Here is an 18,291-nt window from a genome sequence, read left to right as displayed (position 1 = left end):
CGCGTCGGAAACGCCAAAGCCCGGTTCCGCCGACCCTGGCGGAACCGGGCCTCTGCACCGGCGTCTAACTCATCGCACCTCCCGCGCATACGGCGCCACGACGATCCGGTCGATCAGCGGCGCGTAGCGGGAGCGCAGCAGTACTCCCGGGAAGGTGTCCGAGGCGTACGTCGTGCCGTCGAAGTTCGGCAGTTCCTCCGAGCGGAACGTGATGGTGTTCTGGCCCTTCCCGAGCTGGACCGGGACGGTCAGTTCCCAGAAGTTGTCCTGGTGGAAGGTGTGCGGGAAGGTGACGCGCTGCATCGTGCCGCCGTTGACGGTGATGTCGGCGTGGCGGGCCAGCGGGTCCGGGTTGTAGTGGGTGGCCTCGGACTGTTCGGGGTTCGAGTAGCGGATGCGCAGCGCGTACAGACCGGGCTCGTCCGCGGTGACTGAGAACGTCGCCGTGTTGCCGTTGCCCGGGTCGCCGCCGATCCCGGTGATCGCCGTACCGTCGGTCGCCAAGGGCAGTGAGGTCAGCGTGGCCGAGCCCGCGAGCTTGGCGTCCTGCGCCTCGTACGTACGCGTCCTGAGCGTGCCTTCGGTCGGTGTGACCCGCAGTCGGTCGACGAGGGTGGTGGTTGAACTCCCGGTCACCGTCACCTTGTTGATGCCGCCCGAGAGGGAGACGGCGACCTTGTGCCTCGCCTTGGTCACATGCAGGACGTCGTGGCCGTTGACCGACAGCCGTGCGTCCGCGGCGCCGAGGGTGTCGACGTCGAGGGTGGCCTCGCGGTCGGCGGGGGAGTAGACCCAGAACGTGGCCGTCCGGCCCTTCGCGAGCCGGGCCGCGCCCGAGCCCGTGGCGGGGGTCCCGACCTGCTTCGGCAGGTCGTAGACGGGTTGTGCCCCGCCGCCCAGCCAGGCCAGTTCGCCCTCGTAGACCTCGGTGGCCGCGGACGGGTCCGGCAGGGACAGGGTGAGGCGGTCGACGATGGCGTCGCCCTTGGTGGCGCGCCGGCCGTCGAGGCTCTGCGCGGCGAGCGTCAGGGTGTGCCTGCCCCTGGTGAGATGCACCTTGGTGTCGGTGTGGTCCCACACCACCCACTTGTAGCCCAGCGGCAGGTACAACTCCTGCTCGCTGTCGGCCTGTCCGTCCACCCGCAGGAAGACGTTGGTGGGGCCCTGGTCCTTCAGCTTGTCGAAGGTGTTGAGGGAGTTGGCGAAGACGCTCAGGTCGTACGTGCCGTCCTCGGGCACGTCCACGGCGAAGTCGAGCGTGACGTCCGAGCCGGTGCGCAGGCCGCCGACGTCGTAGCCGCCGGAGGTGTAGAACTTCGACACGTCGGCCGTCGAGCCCTCGGGGCCGTTCTTGGAGTAGCCGGAGCCGGTGTGCGCCGCGTCCTCCGCCTCGTACGATCCCTGCCAGCGCACGGGCGCCGACTGTGTGCCCTTCGCCTTGCCGGCCGGGCTGAGGACGATCTCGTACGCCGAGGACTCCTTCAGCTTCGGCAGCGTGCCGTCCCCGAAGTCGACGACGGCCGTCCCGTCGGCACCGACCTTCAGGTTCGTCTCCGTCAGCAGCTTCGGGCCGGAGTTGTCGCCGATCTGCCCGCTCCAGTCGATCTCCCGCACCCAGGCGTGGACCTGGTCCCCGAAGACCTTCGCGGGGATGCCCGCGAAGGTGATGTGGCCCTTGCCGGCCGAGCCGCCGAAGATCAGCCGGGCCTGCTTCTTCTTCTCGTCGAGCGTGGCCACGCCCTGCATGGTGTAGTTCTGGCCGGGGAAGGGCGGGGTCACCTTCACGGTGTGCCCGCTCATCGAGGCGTACGAGTGCAGCAGCCACCACTGGCCGTTGCCGCGGCCCGACTGGACCGCCGAGTCGGAGAGGTTGCCGTCGATGTTCCAGTACGCGATGTCGGCGTCCACCTTGGACTCCTCGATCGCGGACACCCACTGGATCATCTGGCCCGGGACGGAGGTGTGGTAGTTGAACGCGTACTCGTTGATGTTGATGGGAAGCCGGGTTCCTTCGCGGGCGGTTCCCTTGAACAGGTCCTTCTCCCACGCCCGGTACTTGGCCACGCTCTCGCGCACCGCCTCCGGGTGGCTCAGCTCGTGCCAGGTGATGACGTCCGGGAGCGTGCCGGCGGCCAGGGTGTGGGTGAGGAAGCCCTTCACCTGGTCGTACAGGATGCTGGTGTTGGGGCCCGCGATGCGGGCGTCCGGCATCCTGGCCTTGATGAGCTTGTAGGCGGAGTCCCAGGCGGCGAAGTAGTCCTTGGGGTCGTTCAGCCAGCTGACCTTGTCGTAGCTCCACTCGCCGGTGCCGAACATGTTGCCCTCGGGCTCGTTGAACGGCACGAAGACGATGTTGTCCTGGTACTGCTTGGGCAGTTGCAGCACCTGGTCGACCTGCTTGGCGATCTTCTCCTCGTAGAGCTTGAGCTTCTCCGCCGGGGTGTCGCCGGGCCACTCGTACGGGAAGCCGCGGTGGATGTCCGTCATGTAGATGTAGACGTCGCCGTCGGTGGAGTCGGCCAGCGGCTTGACCACGTCCAGCGCGTCGGCGCCGGGGTGCTGCGGGCCGTCCTGGGCCTTGGTGGAGACCGTGCGCAGACCCATGCCCTCGAGGAGGTTGTTGGTGGGGACGCCCGGCCCGTACACGCCGTAGAGGGTGCCGGAGGCACCGCCGTGGAACGTGCCGGTGTCCGAGCCGAGGTCGACGGTCAGGGCTCCCTCGCGGACCACGGTGACGGTCGCCTTCACCGCGCGTCCGGCGGCGGTTCCGGCCACCGTGAAGGTGCCCGGCTGCGCGTACTTGTCGCCCGGTACGGCGTCCCAGGCGACCGGCGTGTCGCGGTCGTAGCCGTCGGAGAAGGAGGAGCGGACGGCGGCGGGCAGCAAGGGGGCCGTCCCGGTCGTCGTGCGGACGTCGAAGGACGTCTGCGAGAGCTGATCGAGGGTGGGAAGCGTCCCGACCGTGTGGGCCACCTGCTCGGCGGTGAGCGCCGAGTGCCAGACCGTGAAGTCGTCGACCGCGCCCTTGAGCAGCGGGTCCGGGTAGAAGGACTTGCCGATGTAGCCGGACGCGGTGGCCGAACCGTCCAGCAGATCCTTGGCCCTGACGTTCGTCGCGGCGGAGGAGACCGCCACGCCGTCGAGGTAGGTGGTGACCCGGTGGGCGGCGGTGTCGAGGGTGACGGTGACGGTCCGCCAGCCGTCGGCGGGCAGCGGCGCGTACCCGGAGACCTGTGCCTCCGCGCCTCCTCCGCCGGTGGTCACGGCGGTGCGCAGCACACTGCCGTTGTACGGCGTCGTGAACAGGTACTTGGTGGTGTCGGTGCCCAGATCGAAGATCCGCTGCCAGGCCGACTTGTCGCCGCTCCACTTCACACGGGCCGAGACCGTCAAGTCGCTTGCGTCACCGAGCACTTCGCGGGGGAGGCGGACGTACGCGCCGTCCGAGGCGGGTGCCCCGCCGGGCAGGGACAGCGCCTTGCCGCCGTCCGAGCCCGGTACGGACTGCGCGGTGGAGCCGTTCACCAGGGTCGCGGTCAGCCCGTTGCCGGAGCTGTCGGTGATCCTGCCGGAGGCGAGGTCGTCCTGGTCGAAGGTGTAGTGGGCGGCGGGCTGGGGCGTATCGGCTGCCTGCGCGGGGACGGCCGGTGCGGCCAGCAGGCCCGCACCGAGAGCCACCACCATGGCGGCCGGGGCCCGGCGCCGGGCGGATCTGTCAGCGGATGGCATGGATTGCGTCCTCAATCCTCGGGGGATCTGCGTCGAACCGGTTCGATGCTGGCGAGATGCGACGTAGGGGCTCGGCTCGGCGGTAGGGGATGGGCCCGGTGCCTGTGGGGCGGCTCGGCACGGGCCCGGGGGTCGTCGGAAGGATCACTTCATCGAACCGGTTCGGGGAAGCTAGCACCGGGAGACCTGGCCATCAATCCCCTCGACCAGAAGAAATCCGGACCTTCTGTCGGATGCGAAAGTTTCGTCCGAGGTGTTGACAGCCGTTGTGTCCGTTCCTAACTTCACTTCACGTCACTTCATGCGAACCGGTTCGACGATCGGGTCCGCGTCGCAGTTCCCGCACCACCCTCATGAACCGGTGAGTACTCTCTCCAATCGAGTGGTCGAACCGGTTCGAGCAAGGTTCGAGCAGGATTTCGAGCAAGGAGGCGCCCGTGAACATCGGAGAGATCGCCCGCCGGGCCGGTGTCTCGCGGAGCACCGTCTCCTACGCACTGAGCGGCAAACGCCCGGTCTCGGACGACACCCGCCGGAAGATCCAGCAGGTCATCGACGAGCTCGGCTACCGCCCGAACGCCAGCGCCCGCGCTCTGGCCAACGGCCGCACCAGCACCATCGGCCTCGTCTTCCCGCCCGCCGGCAACCACTACACCGGCATGCAGCTCGACTTCATCGGCAGCGTGGTGGAGGCCGCCGCGGCCTACGACTACGACGTACTGCTCTCGCCCAGCGGCGTCGACAGCGACCGCTCGTTCCAGCGGCTGCTGGGAGAGCGGCGGGTCGACGGCGCGATCCTGATGGAGATCAGGCTCGAGGACGACCGGGTCGACCACCTGGCCGAGCTGGACTTCCCCTCCGTCGCGATCGGTCGTACCGCCCACCCGGAAAGCGGCTGGTGGGTCGGCCTGGACCACACCGCGCTGGCGGCCGCGTGCGTCCACCATCTGGCGGACCTCGGCCACCGCCGGGTCGCCTTCGTCAACCGTCCCGAACAGCTGCTGCGGGCCGGGTACGAGTCCGCGCACCGCGGTCTGGACGGCTTCACCAAGGCCGCGGCCGAACGAGGGCTGACCGTGCGGACGTACTGCTGCGGGGACGACGCGGCCTCCGGCGAGGCCTGCCTGGAGCAGATCCTGCACGACGACCCGGCCACCACCGGCCTGGTCACCCTGAACGAGGCTGCTCTCGGCGGCCTGTACCGGGGGCTCGCCCAGGCCGGCCGCCACGTGCCGCGCGACTTCTCCGTCACCGGGGTCGTCGCCGGCCGCTGGGCGGAGACGGTGACCCCGCAGCTCACCGCGGCCGACGTACCGGCGGAGGAGATGGGCCGGCGCGCCGTCGATCTGCTGGTCGAACGGCTCGACCATCCCGACGCCCCGCCCCGCCACCATCTCCTCGCCCCGCCGATCTCCCTGCGGGCCAGCACCGGGCCCGGCACCGCGCCCTGACCGCACCCGCGCAGCACTCCTCAACCCACTTCATTTCACCGGCCGTTCGCACCGCCCGACAGTGCGCCCTCCGTCGTGCCCGCTTGTCCTCGCCACACCAGGACAGGCCTGTGCCACCCATGCCGTCATCCACCCGTGCCCTCGGCACCCGCATGCCCAGAACAAAGGAACCCTCGCCATGAACAGCTCCTCCAGACAGCGCCGTCTGACCGCCGCGGCCGTGACCGCGCTCGCCGTGGCCGTCTCCGCCACCGCCTGCTCCTCCGGCTCGGGCAGCACCGACACCAAGGGTGCCGGGGGCGGCACGTACACGATCTGGGACCCGTATCCGCAGTTCGACAAGAGCTCGGACTGGGCGAAGCTGCTCGACCAGTGCGGCACCAAGGCCGGAGTGAAGGTCAAGCGGACCGCCTTCGACACCAGCGACCTGGGCAACAAGACGCTGCTGGCGGCGCAGCAGGGCAACTCCCCGGACGTCCTCATCGTCGACAACCCGGTGGTGTCCACCCTCGCGGAGGCGGGCGTGCTCACCACGACCGACGACAACAAACTGGACACCTCGAAGGTCGACCCCAACCTGCTCGCGGCCGGCCAGTCCGGCGGCAAGACCTACGGCACGCCCATCGGCGCCAACACCCTGGCCCTCTACTACAACAAGGCGGTGCTGAAGAAGGCAGGCGTGGACGTCGCCTCGATCAAGGACTGGAAGTCGCTGACGGCGGCCCTGGCCAAGGTCAAGCAGGCCGGCAAGAAGGGCATCACCTTCTCGGCGATCGGCACCGAGGAGGGCAGCTTCCAGTTCCTGCCCTGGTTCTGGGGTTCGGGTGCCAAGCTCACCGAACTCGACTCCTCCCAGGCCGTGTCCGCCCTTTCCCTCTGGAAGGACTGGCTGAAGCAGGGCTACGCCCCGAACTCGGCGCTCAACAACACCCAGACCACCAGCTGGCAGGAGTTCGCCAGCGGCGACTACGCGTTCAGCGAGAACGGCACCTGGCAGCTCGCCAACGCCAAGAAGGCCGGCTTCGACTACGGCGTTCTGCCCATCCCCGGTGCCACGGGCGGCAAGGCGGCAGCCCCGACCGGCGGCGAGTTCGTCACAGTCCCGGTCCAGAAGGAGACCGGCCGCTACGCCACCTCCCAGAAGCTGGTGACGTGCCTGACCAGCGGCGACAACCTCTACAACACCGACACCACGCTGTCCTACGTGGCCCCCACCAGCGAGGTCCAGGACAAGCAGGTGACCGCGAACGCCGGCCTGAAGCCGTGGGTCGACGCGGTCAAGGCCGCCAAGGGCCGTACCAGTGACGACCTGGGCACCAAGTACCCCAAGATCTCCGAGCAGATGTGGAAGGCCGTCCAGTCGGCCCTCAGCGGCTCCAAGTCGCCCAAGGACGCACTGAGTTCGGCGCAGGCCGCCGCCAAGTGACATGAGCCCGATGAAGCAGATGAAGCAGACGACGCATCCGCCGGACCAGCGGCCCTCGGACGTCCGGAACTGGGCGGCCACCGCCGCCCCGCCCCCGGCCCGCACCAGGAAGCGCCGCCGGCCCGCCTCCACCCTGGGGGTCCCCCCGGGCGGAGCCTGGGGGAGGGCCGCCTGGGGATTCCTCGCCCCGGTGACCCTCTACCTCGCCCTCTTCTACGCCTATCCGCTCTACCGCAACATCGACCTCAGCCTGCGCAACTACACCGTCCGCTCCTTCGTCCAGGGCGACGCGCCCTTCACCGGCCTCGCCAACTACCGCACCGTCTTCGACAACCCGACCTTCGCCCCGGCCCTGCTGCACACCGCGCTCTTCACCGCCGTCTGCCTGGTCTTCCAGTACGCCATCGGGCTCGTCCTCGCGGTCTTCTTCAACCAGCACTTCCGGCTCTCCGCGACCCTGCGCGCCCTGTTCCTCGTACCGTGGCTGCTGCCGCTGATCGTGTCGGCGTCCACCTGGTCGTGGATGCTCAACACCGACTCCGGCATCGTCAACGCCGCCCTGCACGCCGTCGGCATCGGGCCGGTCAACTGGCTGACCTCGCCGTCCTGGTCACTGACCTCGGTGATCATTGCGAACATCTGGATCGGCGTCCCGTTCAACCTGGTCGTGCTCCACAGCGGTCTGCAGTCCATCCCGGCCGGCCTGTACGAGGCCGCCGCGCTGGACGGGGCGGGCGCCTGGCGGCGGTTCTGGAGCATCACCTTCCCGCTGCTGCGCCCGGTGTCCGCGATCACCCTGCTGCTGGGGCTGGTCTACACGCTCAAGGTCTTCGACATCATCTGGATCATGACCAAGGGCGGCCCGGCCGACTCCTCCACCACCTTCGCCACCTGGTCGTACCAGCTCGGCTTCGGCAACCTCCTGCCGGCCTTCGGCCCGGGAGCGGCCGTCGGCAACCTGCTCGTGGTCGCCGCGCTCGTCTTCGGCCTGGTCTACGTCCGGGTGCAGAGAAAGCAGGCCCTGTCATGAGCCGCATCCGCAGGCGTACGTGGGTGAAGACCACGATCGGGGTCGTACTGACCGCGATCATGCTCTTCCCGGTCTACTGGATGCTCAACGTGTCCCTGACCCGCGACCAGGACATGCGCAAGAGCCCACCGGACCTGCTGCCGCTGCACGGCACCCTGGCCGGCTACCGCACCGTCCTCGACGAGCAGTTGCCCTACCTCGGCACCAGCCTCGTCATCGGCCTCGGCACCGTCCTGCTCACCGTGCTCCTGTCCGCCCCCGCCGGCTACGCCCTGGCCAAGCTGCGCCCGCGCGGCGGCGGCATCCTCAGTTTCGTGCTGCTGGCCGCGCAGATGATCCCCGGCATCATCATGGCGATGGGCTTCTACGCCATCTACCTCCAACTCGGGCTGCTGCAGTCCGTTCCCGGCCTGATCGTCGCCGACTCGACGCTGGCCGTCCCGTTCGCGGTGCTGATCTTCACGGCGTTCATGTCCGGCATCCCCGGCGAACTGCTCCAGGCCGCGCAGATGGACGGGGCGATGGCGCTGCGGACCTTCTGGTCCGTGGTGCTGCCGATGAGTCGCAACGCCGTCGTCACGGTGTCCCTGTTCGCGTTCCTGTGGTCCTGGTCCGACTTCGTCTTCGCCAGCACCCTGGTCAACGGTGGCGCCCACGAGCCGATCACCCTCGGCATCTACCACTACATCGGCAACAACAACCAGCAGTGGAACGCCATCATGGCCACCGCCGTCGTGGCCTCGCTGCCGGCCGCGGTGATCCTTATTCTTGCCCAGCGGTACGTTGCGGCCGGCGTCACCGCCGGTGCGGTGAAGGACTGAGCCGGCCTCTCAAGTGCCGCGGCGTGCCGTCTGCCGTCTGCGGCTGCGTCGTGGCTGGTCGCGCCCACGCGGCGGTAGTCGCACATCAGACACAGTCCCGCGCCCCTTTCGGGGCGTCCTCCCACCGGCCTGCATAGAGCCCCGTTGTTGCCCCCTGCTTCAGAAACGAGTCACGCCACATGACCGCCGCCCGATCCGGCCCGGCCTTTTCCGTTCACGACATTCCGTTCAGTACCTACGGATCCTGGTTCGACATCTCGCCCGTGATCGCGGAGAAGACGTACGCCGAGGACCTCCACCTCGTCTCGCATCAGAACGGTATGTACGGCGTCCTGCGCCTGGTCCCCCTGAACCCGGCGAAGGGCGATCGCGCCACGACCCGTGTCGAGGCGACTCCGGGCCTGCTCAGCTGGATCGGTGAGAGCGGCCGTGTCGACCTCGCCTACGAGTCGCCGGACACCGTACGTCTGAGGGGGAGCGGCCTGGGCATCGGCGTGTTCGCAGCCGCGCAGGCACTGACCCCGTTCAGCGGGACGTACTTCTTCCACGACCCGGCGGCGGGCGCGCACGTGTTCACGTCGTACGAGACCGGACGCCGCTACCGCGTCACCGTGCTGTCCGGCACCCTCGCGGAGTCGGCCGGAGCCCAGGCCCTGGGCAGGGCTGACCGCGGTGTCGCCGTCTTTGAGGGGGCGGGCGGCAGTTGGGAGATCGCGGTCGAGGAACTCGACACCGCCCGCCCGCCGTACGCCTCCTCGGCGACCTTCGACGAGATCGTGGAGAGCGCACAGGACGCGTTCGCGGACTTCGTCGAAGCGGTGGCCCCCTGGCGTTCGTCCGCCACACCCGCCGCCGAACTCGCGGCCTACGTGGTCTGGTCGGCGACCGTACGGCCCACGGGCCTGGTCACCCGGCCCGCCGTGCTGATGTCCAAGCACTGGATGGACAAGGTCTGGAGCTGGGACCACTGCTTCAACGCACTTGCCCTGGCACCGGGAGCGCCGGAGCTGGCGCTGGATCAGTTCCACCTGCCGTTCGATCACCAGGACGCCGCCGGCGCCCTGCCCGACTCGGTCACCCACTCCGAGGTCCTGTACAACTTCGTCAAGCCCCCCATCCACGGCTGGGCCTTCGGCCACCTGCGCCGTCGCCTGCCGACGCCTCCCGACCGGGCTCAACTGGCCCAGACCTACGGCCGGTTGGAGCGCTGGACGAACTTCTGGCTCACCGCACGTCGAGCCCCCGGCGCCGAACTGGCCTACTACCAACACGGCAACGACAGCGGCTGGGACAACGCCACCACCTTCGATCCGGAGCGGGTGGTCGTCACCGCGGACCTGGCCGCCTTCCTCGTCCTCCAGATGCGTGAACTCGCCGATATCGCAGAGGAGTTGGGTGAGTCGGACGCGGCGCTTCGATGGACGACCGCGGCCGAGGAGACCCAGACGGCGCTGCTCGACCAGCTCTGGACCGGCGAACGGTTCGTCGCCCGAGGAGCCGCCGGCGGCGACACCTGGAGCAGCGCCGGCCTCCTCGACCTGATGCCCATCGTGCTGGGCGAGCACCTGCCCGGTGAGATCAGCAGCGCGCTGGCCGACCACATCAAGGCCCACCTCACCCCGTACGGCCTGGCCACCGAACTGACCACCTCGCCGCACTACCTCGCCGACGGCTACTGGCGCGGCCCGATCTGGGCCCCCGCCACCGTCCTGGTCGAGGACGGCCTGCGCCGCGCCGGTCACCACCGGCTGGCCGACGACGTCAGTGCCCGCTTCCGCGCCCTGTGCGAGACCCACGGCTTCGCCGAGAACTTCGACGCCCTCACCGGAACAGGCCTGCGCGACCGCGCCTACACCTGGACCGCCAGCAGCTACCTCCTGCTGGTCGAAGCACATGCACACCGGGGCAGCCGCTGACCGGCCGCCTTACGCGAGCTCCGGGGCCGTTCAGTCCCCGGTCCGTCCCCCACCCTGTTAGGAGTCGCACGATGAAGTCGCTCTCCGCACCGCCCGGACGCACACCGCGCACCAGACGCCGAGCCATCTCGTCCGTGGCCGTCCTCCTGGCCACCCTGGCCGCGACCCTGGTGCCCGCCACCTCGTCACAGGCCGCCGACACCACCGTCGCCGTCGACTTCTCCGTCGCCGGGGGCGCCCCCACGTACCGCGCTTCGGGCATGATCTACGGGCTGACCCCCGACGGGTCGCTGCCGCCGGACCACTTCTTCAAGGACATCAAGTGGCACTTCGAGCGGGCCGGCGGCGCCCAGCTGAACGCCGGCGGCTACGCCACCAGCCTCGCTGACTACCAGACCCGCTGGAACGCCACCCTCGCCCAGTACAAGCGCACCAAGGCGCTCGGTGGCACGTTCGTCATCCTGCCGCACGACCTGTGGGGCGCCGACGGCACCACCAGCCAGGGCTTTCCCGGCGACAACGGCAACTGGACGCTGTTCGACAACTTCGTCAACCAGCTCATCTCCGACGTCAAGGCCAACAACATGACGGTGGAATGGGACCTCTGGAACGAGCCGGACCTCAGCGGCTTCTGGGGCCGGTCCCAGAGCCAGTATCTTCAGATGTGGTCGCGGTTCCACGCCGCCGTGCGGGCCAACCTCCCCGGTCAGCTCATCGTCGGCCCCAGCGTGGCCAACCCGCCCGACTCCTCCAACACCTGGTGGACCACCTACCTGAACTACGTCAAGGCCAACAACGTCGCCCCCGACATCTACAGCTGGCATGCCATTCCACACGACCCCGTCCCGGCCGTCAGCAACGCCAACTCGATCATCGCCGCCGCGGGCCTGACCAACACCCGCCCGTACCAGATCAACGAGTACGCCGGGCGCGAGCAGCAGAACCCCGGTGGCGGCGGCTGGTTCATCAGCCGTCTGGAGCGGGCGGGTGCCGACGGCCTGCGCTCCAACTGGGGAGGGGGCCCCAGCCTGCACGACTACGCGGCCGGCCTGCTCACCAAGAACAGCTCCGGCCAGTACCTGCCGCTCGGCGAGTGGTTCCTGTACCGGTACTACGGCTCCCAGACCGGAAACATCGTGAACCTCACGCCCGGTACGAACACCGACGGGCTGGCGACGAAGGACAACTCCGCGCGGAACGCGAAGATCCTGCTCGGGAGCAACGGCAACACGGGCAACGTCACCGTCGGCCTCAACCGGCTCGACACCACCTCGGTCGTGGAGAACGGCCAGGTCCGCGCGATAGTGCAGCGCATACCGAACAACAGCGGCGCCGCGGTGACGGGTCCGGTGACGGTCTTGGACCAGACCCTGACGGTGAGCAACAACTCGGCTTCGGTGAGCGTGCCGTGGACGGACGCCACGGACGGCTACACCGTCACGCTGCTGCCACCGTCCAACACGGCCGTCTCCACCGTCGCGGTGGCCCAGCACAGTGGTCAGTGCCTGGACGACACCAACCTCAGCACCGCCGACGGCACGCAGTACCAGCAGTACAACTGCGAGGGCGGCTTCCAGCAGATGCTGGACTTCAAGCCGGTCGCCGGACGGGCGAACACCTACACGATCGTGGATGAGTACAGCGGCAAGTGCCTGGACGTCTCGGGTGCCTCCACGGCCGACGGTGCCGCCGTCATCCAGTGGACCTGCAGCGGCACCACGAACCAGATGTTCACCCTGAACCCGGTGACCGCGCTGGGCAACAGCAAGGACTACCAGCTGGTCGCGGTGCACAGCGGCAAGTGCGTCGACGTCAGCGGGGTCTCGACCACGCCCGGCGCGGTGATCCACCAGTGGACCTGTGACCCGGCGAGCGCGCTGAACAACAAGAGGAACCAGATCTGGCGCCTCCAGGGCATGCGCTGACCTGTCCCCGGGCGGGGGCTCCCGACGCGAAAGGGAGACCCGCCCGGGCTGACCGATGAACCGTTCGCCGTGCCACAGCCCGTGACGGCTCGATCTCCAGGGCTTCGCCGAGAACTTCGACGCCCCCGGCCGGAACCGGCCGCCTGCGCGATCGCGCGTACACCTGGACCGCCGCCCACCTCCTCCTCACCGCCCCGGGACCGTTCGGCCCCGGAACCCCTCCCTTCCCGCTCACGCAGGAGCCGCACCATGAAATCGCCCTGGACACCTCCAAGGCCCGCCACCCGCACCGGACGCCGAGCCGCCTCGGCCGTAGCCGTCCTCCTGGCCGCGCTGGCCACGACCCTGGTGCCCGCCGGCCCGTCGCAGGCCGCGGACACCAGCGTCACCGTCGACTTCGCCACGGCCGGCGGCGCCCCGACCTACCGGGCCTCGGGCACCCTGTACGGGATGACCCCCGACGGCTCGCTGCCGCAGGACCACTTCTACAAGGACATCAAGTGGAAGTTCGAGCGGGCCGGCGGCGCCCAGCTCAACAGCGGCGGCTACGGCACCAGCCTCGCCGCCTACCAGACCCGCTGGAACGCCACGCTCGCCCAGTACAAGCGCACCAAGGCGCTCGGCGGCACCTTCGTCCTCCTCCCTCACGACCTGTGGGGCTCGGACAGCACCACGACCCAGCCCTTCCCCGGTGACAACGGCGACTGGACCCAGTTCGACAACTTCGTCAACCAGCTGTTCTCCGACGTCAAGGCCAACAACATGACGGTGGAGTGGGACCTGTGGAACGAGCCCAACGGCCAGGGATTCTGGCCCCGGCCCGAGAGCCAGTACCTCCAGATGTGGTCCCGCTTCTACGCCGACGTCCGCGCCAACTTCCCCGGCCAGCTCATCGTCGGCCCCAGCTACTCCCAGAACCCCGAGAACAACACGTGGTGGCAGGCGTTCATGCCTTACGTCAAGGCCAACAACGCCGTCCCCGACATCTGGAGCTGGCACGCCGAGGACGGTGATCCCGTCGCCGACGCCGGCGCCATGAACGGCCTGCTCTCCTCCTACGGCCTCACCAACCACCGGCCGTACCAGATCAACGAATATGCCAGGAAGGCCCTGCAGAGCCCCGGCGGCGGCGCCTGGTACATCAGCCGCCTGGAGCGCGCCGGCGCCGACGGCCTGCGCGGCAACTGGGGGTCGGGCACCGCACTGCACGACTATGAGGCCAACCTGCTCACCAAGAACAGCTCCGGCCAGTACCTGCCGCGCGGCGAGTGGTTCATGTACCGCTACTACGGCTCCCAGACGGGCAACATCGTCAACCTCGTGCCCGGCACCAACACCGACGGCTTCGCCACCAAGGACAACACCGCCAAGAACGCCAAGATCCTCATAGGCAGCAACGGCAACACCGGTAACGTCACGGTCAACCTCAACCGGCTCGACACCACCTCGGTAGTGGAGAACGGCCTGGTCCGAGCCGTCATCCAGCGCCTCCCCGACAGCAATGGCGTCGCCGGACCCACCACCGTCTCCGACACCGACCTGACCGTCAGCGACAACGCCGCCTCGGTGACCCTCCCTTACACCAACGCCACGGACGGCTACACCATCACCCTGCTCCCGCCGTCCAACACCACCGTCTCCACGGCCGCTGTCAGCGAGAACAGCGGCCAGTGCCTGGACGACACCAACCTCAGCACCGCCGACGGCACCCAGTACCAGCAGTACTACTGCGAGGGCGGCTACCAGCAGATGCTGGACTTCAAGCCGGTCGCCGGACGGGCGAACACCTACACGATCGTGGATGAGCACAGCGGCAAGTGCCTGGACGTCGCGGGCGCTTCCACCGCCGACGGCGCAGCCGTCATTCAGTGGACCTGCAACGGCGCCGCCAACCAGATGTTCACCCTCAGCCCGGTCACCGCGCTCGGCATCAGTCAGGACTATCAGCTGGTCGCCGTGCACAGCGGCAAATGTGTCGACGTCAGCAGTGTCTCGAAGACCGCAGGTGCGCTGATCCACCAGTGGCCCTGTGACCCGGCGAGCGCACTGAGCACCAAGAAGAACCAGATCTGGCGGCTCGTCGGCAAGAGCTGACGGCTCGTCTCAGCCGTGTGGCCGTCCGGTGTCGCTGCCGGACGGCCACATCTGCTGTGCGTTGCTGAGGGCTTCGAGGCCGGGTGCTGACCACCACCGTGGAGTTCCCCGATGCTCCGAATGCCTGGACTCTCCCGTCGCTCGCCGTGCCCCTTCCCACAAAGTGACCTCGCCCGGCACAGAGTGATCTCGCCACTTCTGTGCTCCCTCCCGACTCCTGAGGAAAAGGCGACGATGACCCGTTCGACCGTGGGCCTGCAGCCGGCTCGCCCCCGCCGTGTGCTGGCGCCAGTCGCCGTGGTCCTGTACATGGTCGCCGCACTCCTGGTCGGCGGAGCGACACCGGCCGCCGCACTGACCAAGCCGGTCATCAACGGCCCCGTGTTCAACGACCCGCTGGGCACGCCGGCACAGCAGAAGGCGATCTTCACCCAGCTCGTGCGGCTGATCGACGCGACGCCCGCCGGGGCGACGATCCGCGGCTCGATGTACGAGTTCCAGGACCAGGAGGTCGCCGACGCGCTGCTCGCCGCCGACCAGCGTGGCGTCAACGTCAAGCTCATCGTCGACGAGTCGACCTATGAGGGCGCCGCCGGCGTCGCGTACGACAACCCGGTGTACCGGGCCCTCAAGGCCGGCCTCGGAAACAATGACGCCGCGCGCTCCTGGATCGTCGTCTGTGACGACAAGTTCGAGGACGACGACGGCGTGGACGACGTCGTGCGCGGCTGCCTGAGCGTCGCCCCGCCCGCACCCGCGTACAACCACAACAAGTACTTCATCTTCTCGAGGATCGGGCCCTTCGACGACGGCACCAGCTACTCGAAGGTCGTCTTCCAGACCTCCTCGAACCTCTCCGACTGGTACAAGGTCGAGTCCTTCAACGACGCCGTGACCTTCGTGAACGCCACCGTCTACGACGGCTACGCGTCGTACCACGAGAAGCAGCGCGCCGGACGCTACCTCGCACGCGGCAACAACCACGTGTACTTCTCCACCCCGACCGGCTCGACCTACCGGGCCTTCTTCTTCCCTCGCGGCGACGCCTCCTACAACAACCCGGCCACCGACACCATCGTCAACGCCCTGAACGAGGTCAGCTGCGCCTACACCGGTACGGACGGGAAACGGCACCAGACCGACATCCGCATCGTGGTGCACGCCTTCTACGGTTCGCGCATCCAGGTGGCCGACAAGCTGGCCCAACTGCGCGGCAGGGGCTGCTGGATCGACATCATCTACGCCGAGAGCGACTCCAAGATCACCAACAGGCTGACCGCCGCCGGCATCCAGCACCGCAGGTGCCGCATCCCCAACGGCCCGGGAATCGACGTCCGTCCGCACAACAAGGAGATCCTGATCGACGGCGACTACGGCGGCAGCATCACACCGCGCGTCTACACGGGCAGTGCCAATCTGGCGGGGTCGTCACTGCGCTCGGCGGACGAGGCGATCGTACGGATCGTCAGCGCGTCGTACCACGCCAAGTACCTGAGCACCTTCTACAAGATCCGCTCCGCCTGCGGAGGTTGACGGGTCGTCACTGCGCACCTCTTATTCGGGCGCCGATTCACGGCCTGACCAGCAGCTGGAAGTCGAATGCATAGCGGGACGCGCGGTAGATGTGCGTCCCGTACTCCACCGGTCGCCCGGTGTCGTCATACGCCGTCCGCTGCATGGTCAGCAGGGCCGCACCCTCCTCCTCGTCGAGGCGGGCGGCCTCGTCGGCGGTGGCGGAGCGGGCGCCGATGGTCTGGTGGGCGCTGTGCAGGGTGATGCCGGCGGTGCGCATCATCCGGTACAGGCCGGTCGACTCCAGGCGGGCGGAGTCGAGTTCCAGCAGGGTCGCGGGGAGGTGGTTGCACAGCAGGGCGACCGGCTGGCCGTGGGTGAGGCGCAGCCGCTCCAGGACGATCACCTCGCTGCCCTCCGCGATGCCGAGCGCGGCCGCGACGTCAGGGGACGCCGGCTCGCGCTCGTTGCGCACCACCTGCGTGGTGGGGCCCTGTCCGGCCGACTCCAGGTCGTCGTAGAGGCTGCTGAGCTCCAGCGGGCGCTTGACCTGGCTGTGCACCACCTGCGTGCCGACCCCTCGGCGGCGCACCAGCAGCCCCTTGTCGACCAGGGACTGGATGGCCTGGCGGACGGTGGGTCTGGACAGGCCCAGGCGCGTCGAGAGGTCGATCTCGTTGCCCAGGAGGTTGCCCGGGGCGAGGGCTCCGTGCTCGATCGCCGCCTCCAGTTGCTGGGCCAGCTGGTAGTACAGCGGCACCGGACTGCCCCGGTCCAGGGCGAAGTCCAGCGAGTCGACAGCAGCCGTCGCGGCACGTGTGGTGCCGCCGGTCCTCGCCATGGGCGTACCTCCCTCTGAGCGCTGACGAAACGTCAGGAGTGGCTGGGGAAACCGAGGTTGATGCCCGCGTCGGCCGGGTCCGGCCAGCGGGTGGTGATCACCTTCCCCTGCGTGTAGAAGGCGATGCCGTCGTTGCCGTAGACGTGCAGATCGCCGAAGAGGGAGTCCTTCCAGCCGCCGAAGGAGTGGTAGCCGACGGGCACCGGGATCGGCACGTTCACGCCGACCATGCCCGCCTTGACCTCCAGCTGGAAGCGGCGGGCGGCGCCGCCGTCCCGGGTGAAGATCGCGGTGCCGTTGCCCCAGCGGGAGCCGTTGATCAGCTCGATGGCCTCGTCGTAGGACTCCGCACGGACCACGGCAAGGACCGGGCCGAAGATCTCGTCCCGGTACGCGTCCGCCGTCAGCGGCACCTTGTCGAGGAGTGTCACGCCGATGAAGAAGCCGTCCTCGTGGCCCTCGACCGCGTAGCCGCTGCCGTCGACGACGACCTCGGCGCCCTGCTCGGCGGCGCTCGTCACGTAGGAGGCCACCTTGTCGCGGTGCTCGCGGGTGATCAGCGGGCCCATCTCGGAGGACGGGTCGTTGCCGGGGCCGATCTTCAGGTTCTTCGCCCGCTCGGCGATCTTGGCGACCAACTCGTCGCCCGTGTCGCCGACCGCGACCACGACGGACACGGCCATGCAGCGCTCACCCGCCGAGCCGTACGCCGCGTTGATCGCCTGGTCGGCCGCGAAGTCCAGGTCGGCGTCCGGCAGGACCAGCATGTGGTTCTTCGCGCCGCCGAGGGCCTGGACGCGCTTGCCGTGCTCGACCGCCTTGAGCTGGATGTACTTGGCGATCGGCGTCGAGCCGACGAAGGAGACAGCCTCGACGTCCGGGTGCTCCAGCAGGCGGTCCACGGCCACCTTGTCGCCCTGCACGACGTTCAGGACGCCGTCCGGCAGGCCCGCCTCGGCGGCCAGTTCGGCCAGGCGGAAGGAGGCCGACGGGTCCTTCTCGCTCGGCTTGAGCACGAAGGTGTTGCCGCACGCGATGGCCAGCGGGAACATCCACATCGGCACCATGGCCGGGAAGTTGAACGGCGTGATGCCCGCGACCACGCCCAGCGGCTGCCGGATCGAGGCGACGTCCACACGGGTGGCGACCTGCGTCGACAGCTCGCCCTTCAGCTGCACGCTGATCCCGCAGGCCAGCTCCACGATCTCCATGCCGCGCGAGACCTCGCCGAGCGCGTCGGAGTGGACCTTGCCGTGCTCGGCGGTGATCAGCTCGGCGATCTCGTCGCGGTGGGCGTCCAGGAGTTCGCGGTACTTGAACAGGATCGCGGTGCGCTTGGCGAGCGAGGAGACGCCCCAGGTCTCGAAGGCGGCCTTCGCGGAGGCGACGGCGGCGTCCACCTCGTCGACGGTCGCGAATCCGACCTGCTTCTCCTGTACGCCGGTCGCCGGGTCGTACACGGCGCCGTGGCGGCCGGAGGTGGACTCGACGGGCTTGCCGTCGATCCAGTGGGTGATGGTCTTCATGGTGCGGGGGCCTTTCACAA

At 68.9% G+C, this 18,291-nt stretch carries 11 protein-coding genes; 8 read left to right on the top strand and 3 right to left on the bottom strand.

The genetic code is table 11. The annotated features are described in order from the left end of the window. Positions 1–69: 69 nt before the first annotated feature. On the bottom strand, positions 70–3,684 hold the full coding sequence (locus AB0N07_RS21350; RefSeq protein ID WP_365837312.1) for a LamG-like jellyroll fold domain-containing protein: 3,615 nt from the start codon (positions 3,682–3,684) through the stop codon (positions 70–72). Between the two features lie 482 nt (positions 3,685–4,166). Between AB0N07_RS21350 and AB0N07_RS21345 the strand changes: the two genes are divergently transcribed. The 8 genes from AB0N07_RS21345 (at position 4,167) to AB0N07_RS21310 (ending at position 15,925) form a co-directional block, all read left to right on the top strand. Further along, positions 4,167–5,180 (top strand): LacI family DNA-binding transcriptional regulator, encoded by a 1,014-nt coding sequence (locus AB0N07_RS21345; RefSeq protein ID WP_365837242.1) that lies wholly within the window; start codon positions 4,167–4,169, stop codon positions 5,178–5,180. A gap of 178 nt (positions 5,181–5,358) precedes the next feature. After that, positions 5,359–6,606: a sugar ABC transporter substrate-binding protein gene (locus AB0N07_RS21340; RefSeq protein WP_365837240.1), complete on the top strand. Its 1,248-nt coding sequence runs from the start codon at positions 5,359–5,361 to the stop codon at positions 6,604–6,606. A 19-nt stretch (positions 6,607–6,625) separates the two neighbouring features. After that, entirely contained in the window at positions 6,626–7,636 is a 1,011-nt protein-coding gene (locus AB0N07_RS21335) for a sugar ABC transporter permease (protein ID WP_365837310.1), read from the top strand. Beyond that, complete coding sequence (locus AB0N07_RS21330) at positions 7,633–8,457, top strand: carbohydrate ABC transporter permease (RefSeq protein ID WP_365837238.1); 825 nt, start codon at positions 7,633–7,635, stop codon at positions 8,455–8,457. The genes AB0N07_RS21335 and AB0N07_RS21330 overlap by 4 nt, the downstream gene beginning before the upstream one ends. Before the next feature lie 179 nt (positions 8,458–8,636). Beyond that, positions 8,637–10,373, top strand: coding sequence for a trehalase family glycosidase (locus AB0N07_RS21325; RefSeq protein ID WP_365837236.1), 1,737 nt, complete (start codon positions 8,637–8,639; stop codon positions 10,371–10,373). A 71-nt stretch (positions 10,374–10,444) separates the two neighbouring features. After that, complete coding sequence (locus tag AB0N07_RS21320; RefSeq protein WP_365837234.1) at positions 10,445–12,298, top strand: RICIN domain-containing protein; 1,854 nt, start codon at positions 10,445–10,447, stop codon at positions 12,296–12,298. A gap of 249 nt (positions 12,299–12,547) precedes the next feature. Next, the gene (locus AB0N07_RS21315; RefSeq protein WP_365837232.1) at positions 12,548–14,392 is read left to right on the top strand and encodes an RICIN domain-containing protein; all 1,845 of its coding nucleotides are present in this window, start codon (positions 12,548–12,550) and stop codon (positions 14,390–14,392) included. 234 nt (positions 14,393–14,626) lie between these two features. Further along, positions 14,627–15,925: a phospholipase D-like domain-containing protein gene (locus AB0N07_RS21310; protein ID WP_365837230.1), complete on the top strand. Its 1,299-nt coding sequence runs from the start codon at positions 14,627–14,629 to the stop codon at positions 15,923–15,925. 37 nt (positions 15,926–15,962) lie between these two features. On the opposite strand, the gene AB0N07_RS21305 is transcribed toward AB0N07_RS21310, so the two are convergent. Next, positions 15,963–16,745, bottom strand: a complete 783-nt coding sequence (locus AB0N07_RS21305; protein WP_365837228.1) for a GntR family transcriptional regulator — start codon at positions 16,743–16,745, stop codon at positions 15,963–15,965. Between the two features lie 32 nt (positions 16,746–16,777). Beyond that, complete coding sequence (locus AB0N07_RS21300; RefSeq protein WP_365837226.1) at positions 16,778–18,271, bottom strand: CoA-acylating methylmalonate-semialdehyde dehydrogenase; 1,494 nt, start codon at positions 18,269–18,271, stop codon at positions 16,778–16,780. Positions 18,272–18,291: the final 20 nt, after the last annotated feature.

It is taken from the genome of Streptomyces sp. NPDC051172 (assembly GCF_040682555.1).
Classification (GTDB): domain Bacteria; phylum Actinomycetota; class Actinomycetes; order Streptomycetales; family Streptomycetaceae; genus Streptomyces.
Note: the sequence above shows the minus strand (reverse complement) of the source record. Positions and strands in the feature narration are given on the sequence as shown.

Bases quoted from the DNA above. Each gene is read 5' to 3' on its own strand.
- AB0N07_RS21350 (WP_365837312.1), bottom strand. From the start codon at position 3,684: ATGGTGGTGGCTCTCGGTGCGGGCCTGCTGGCCGCACCGGCCGTCCCC.
- AB0N07_RS21340 (WP_365837240.1), top strand. From the start codon at position 5,359: ATGAACAGCTCCTCCAGACAGCGCCGTCTGACCGCCGCGGCCGTGACC.
- AB0N07_RS21335 (WP_365837310.1), top strand. From the start codon at position 6,626: ATGAAGCAGACGACGCATCCGCCGGACCAGCGGCCCTCGGACGTCCGG.
- AB0N07_RS21330 (WP_365837238.1), top strand. From the start codon at position 7,633: ATGAGCCGCATCCGCAGGCGTACGTGGGTGAAGACCACGATCGGGGTC.
- AB0N07_RS21325 (WP_365837236.1), top strand. From the start codon at position 8,637: ATGACCGCCGCCCGATCCGGCCCGGCCTTTTCCGTTCACGACATTCCG.
- AB0N07_RS21320 (WP_365837234.1), top strand. From the start codon at position 10,445: ATGAAGTCGCTCTCCGCACCGCCCGGACGCACACCGCGCACCAGACGC.
- AB0N07_RS21315 (WP_365837232.1), top strand. From the start codon at position 12,548: ATGAAATCGCCCTGGACACCTCCAAGGCCCGCCACCCGCACCGGACGC.
- AB0N07_RS21310 (WP_365837230.1), top strand. From the start codon at position 14,627: ATGACCCGTTCGACCGTGGGCCTGCAGCCGGCTCGCCCCCGCCGTGTG.
- AB0N07_RS21305 (WP_365837228.1), bottom strand. From the start codon at position 16,745: ATGGCGAGGACCGGCGGCACCACACGTGCCGCGACGGCTGCTGTCGAC.
- AB0N07_RS21300 (WP_365837226.1), bottom strand. From the start codon at position 18,271: ATGAAGACCATCACCCACTGGATCGACGGCAAGCCCGTCGAGTCCACC.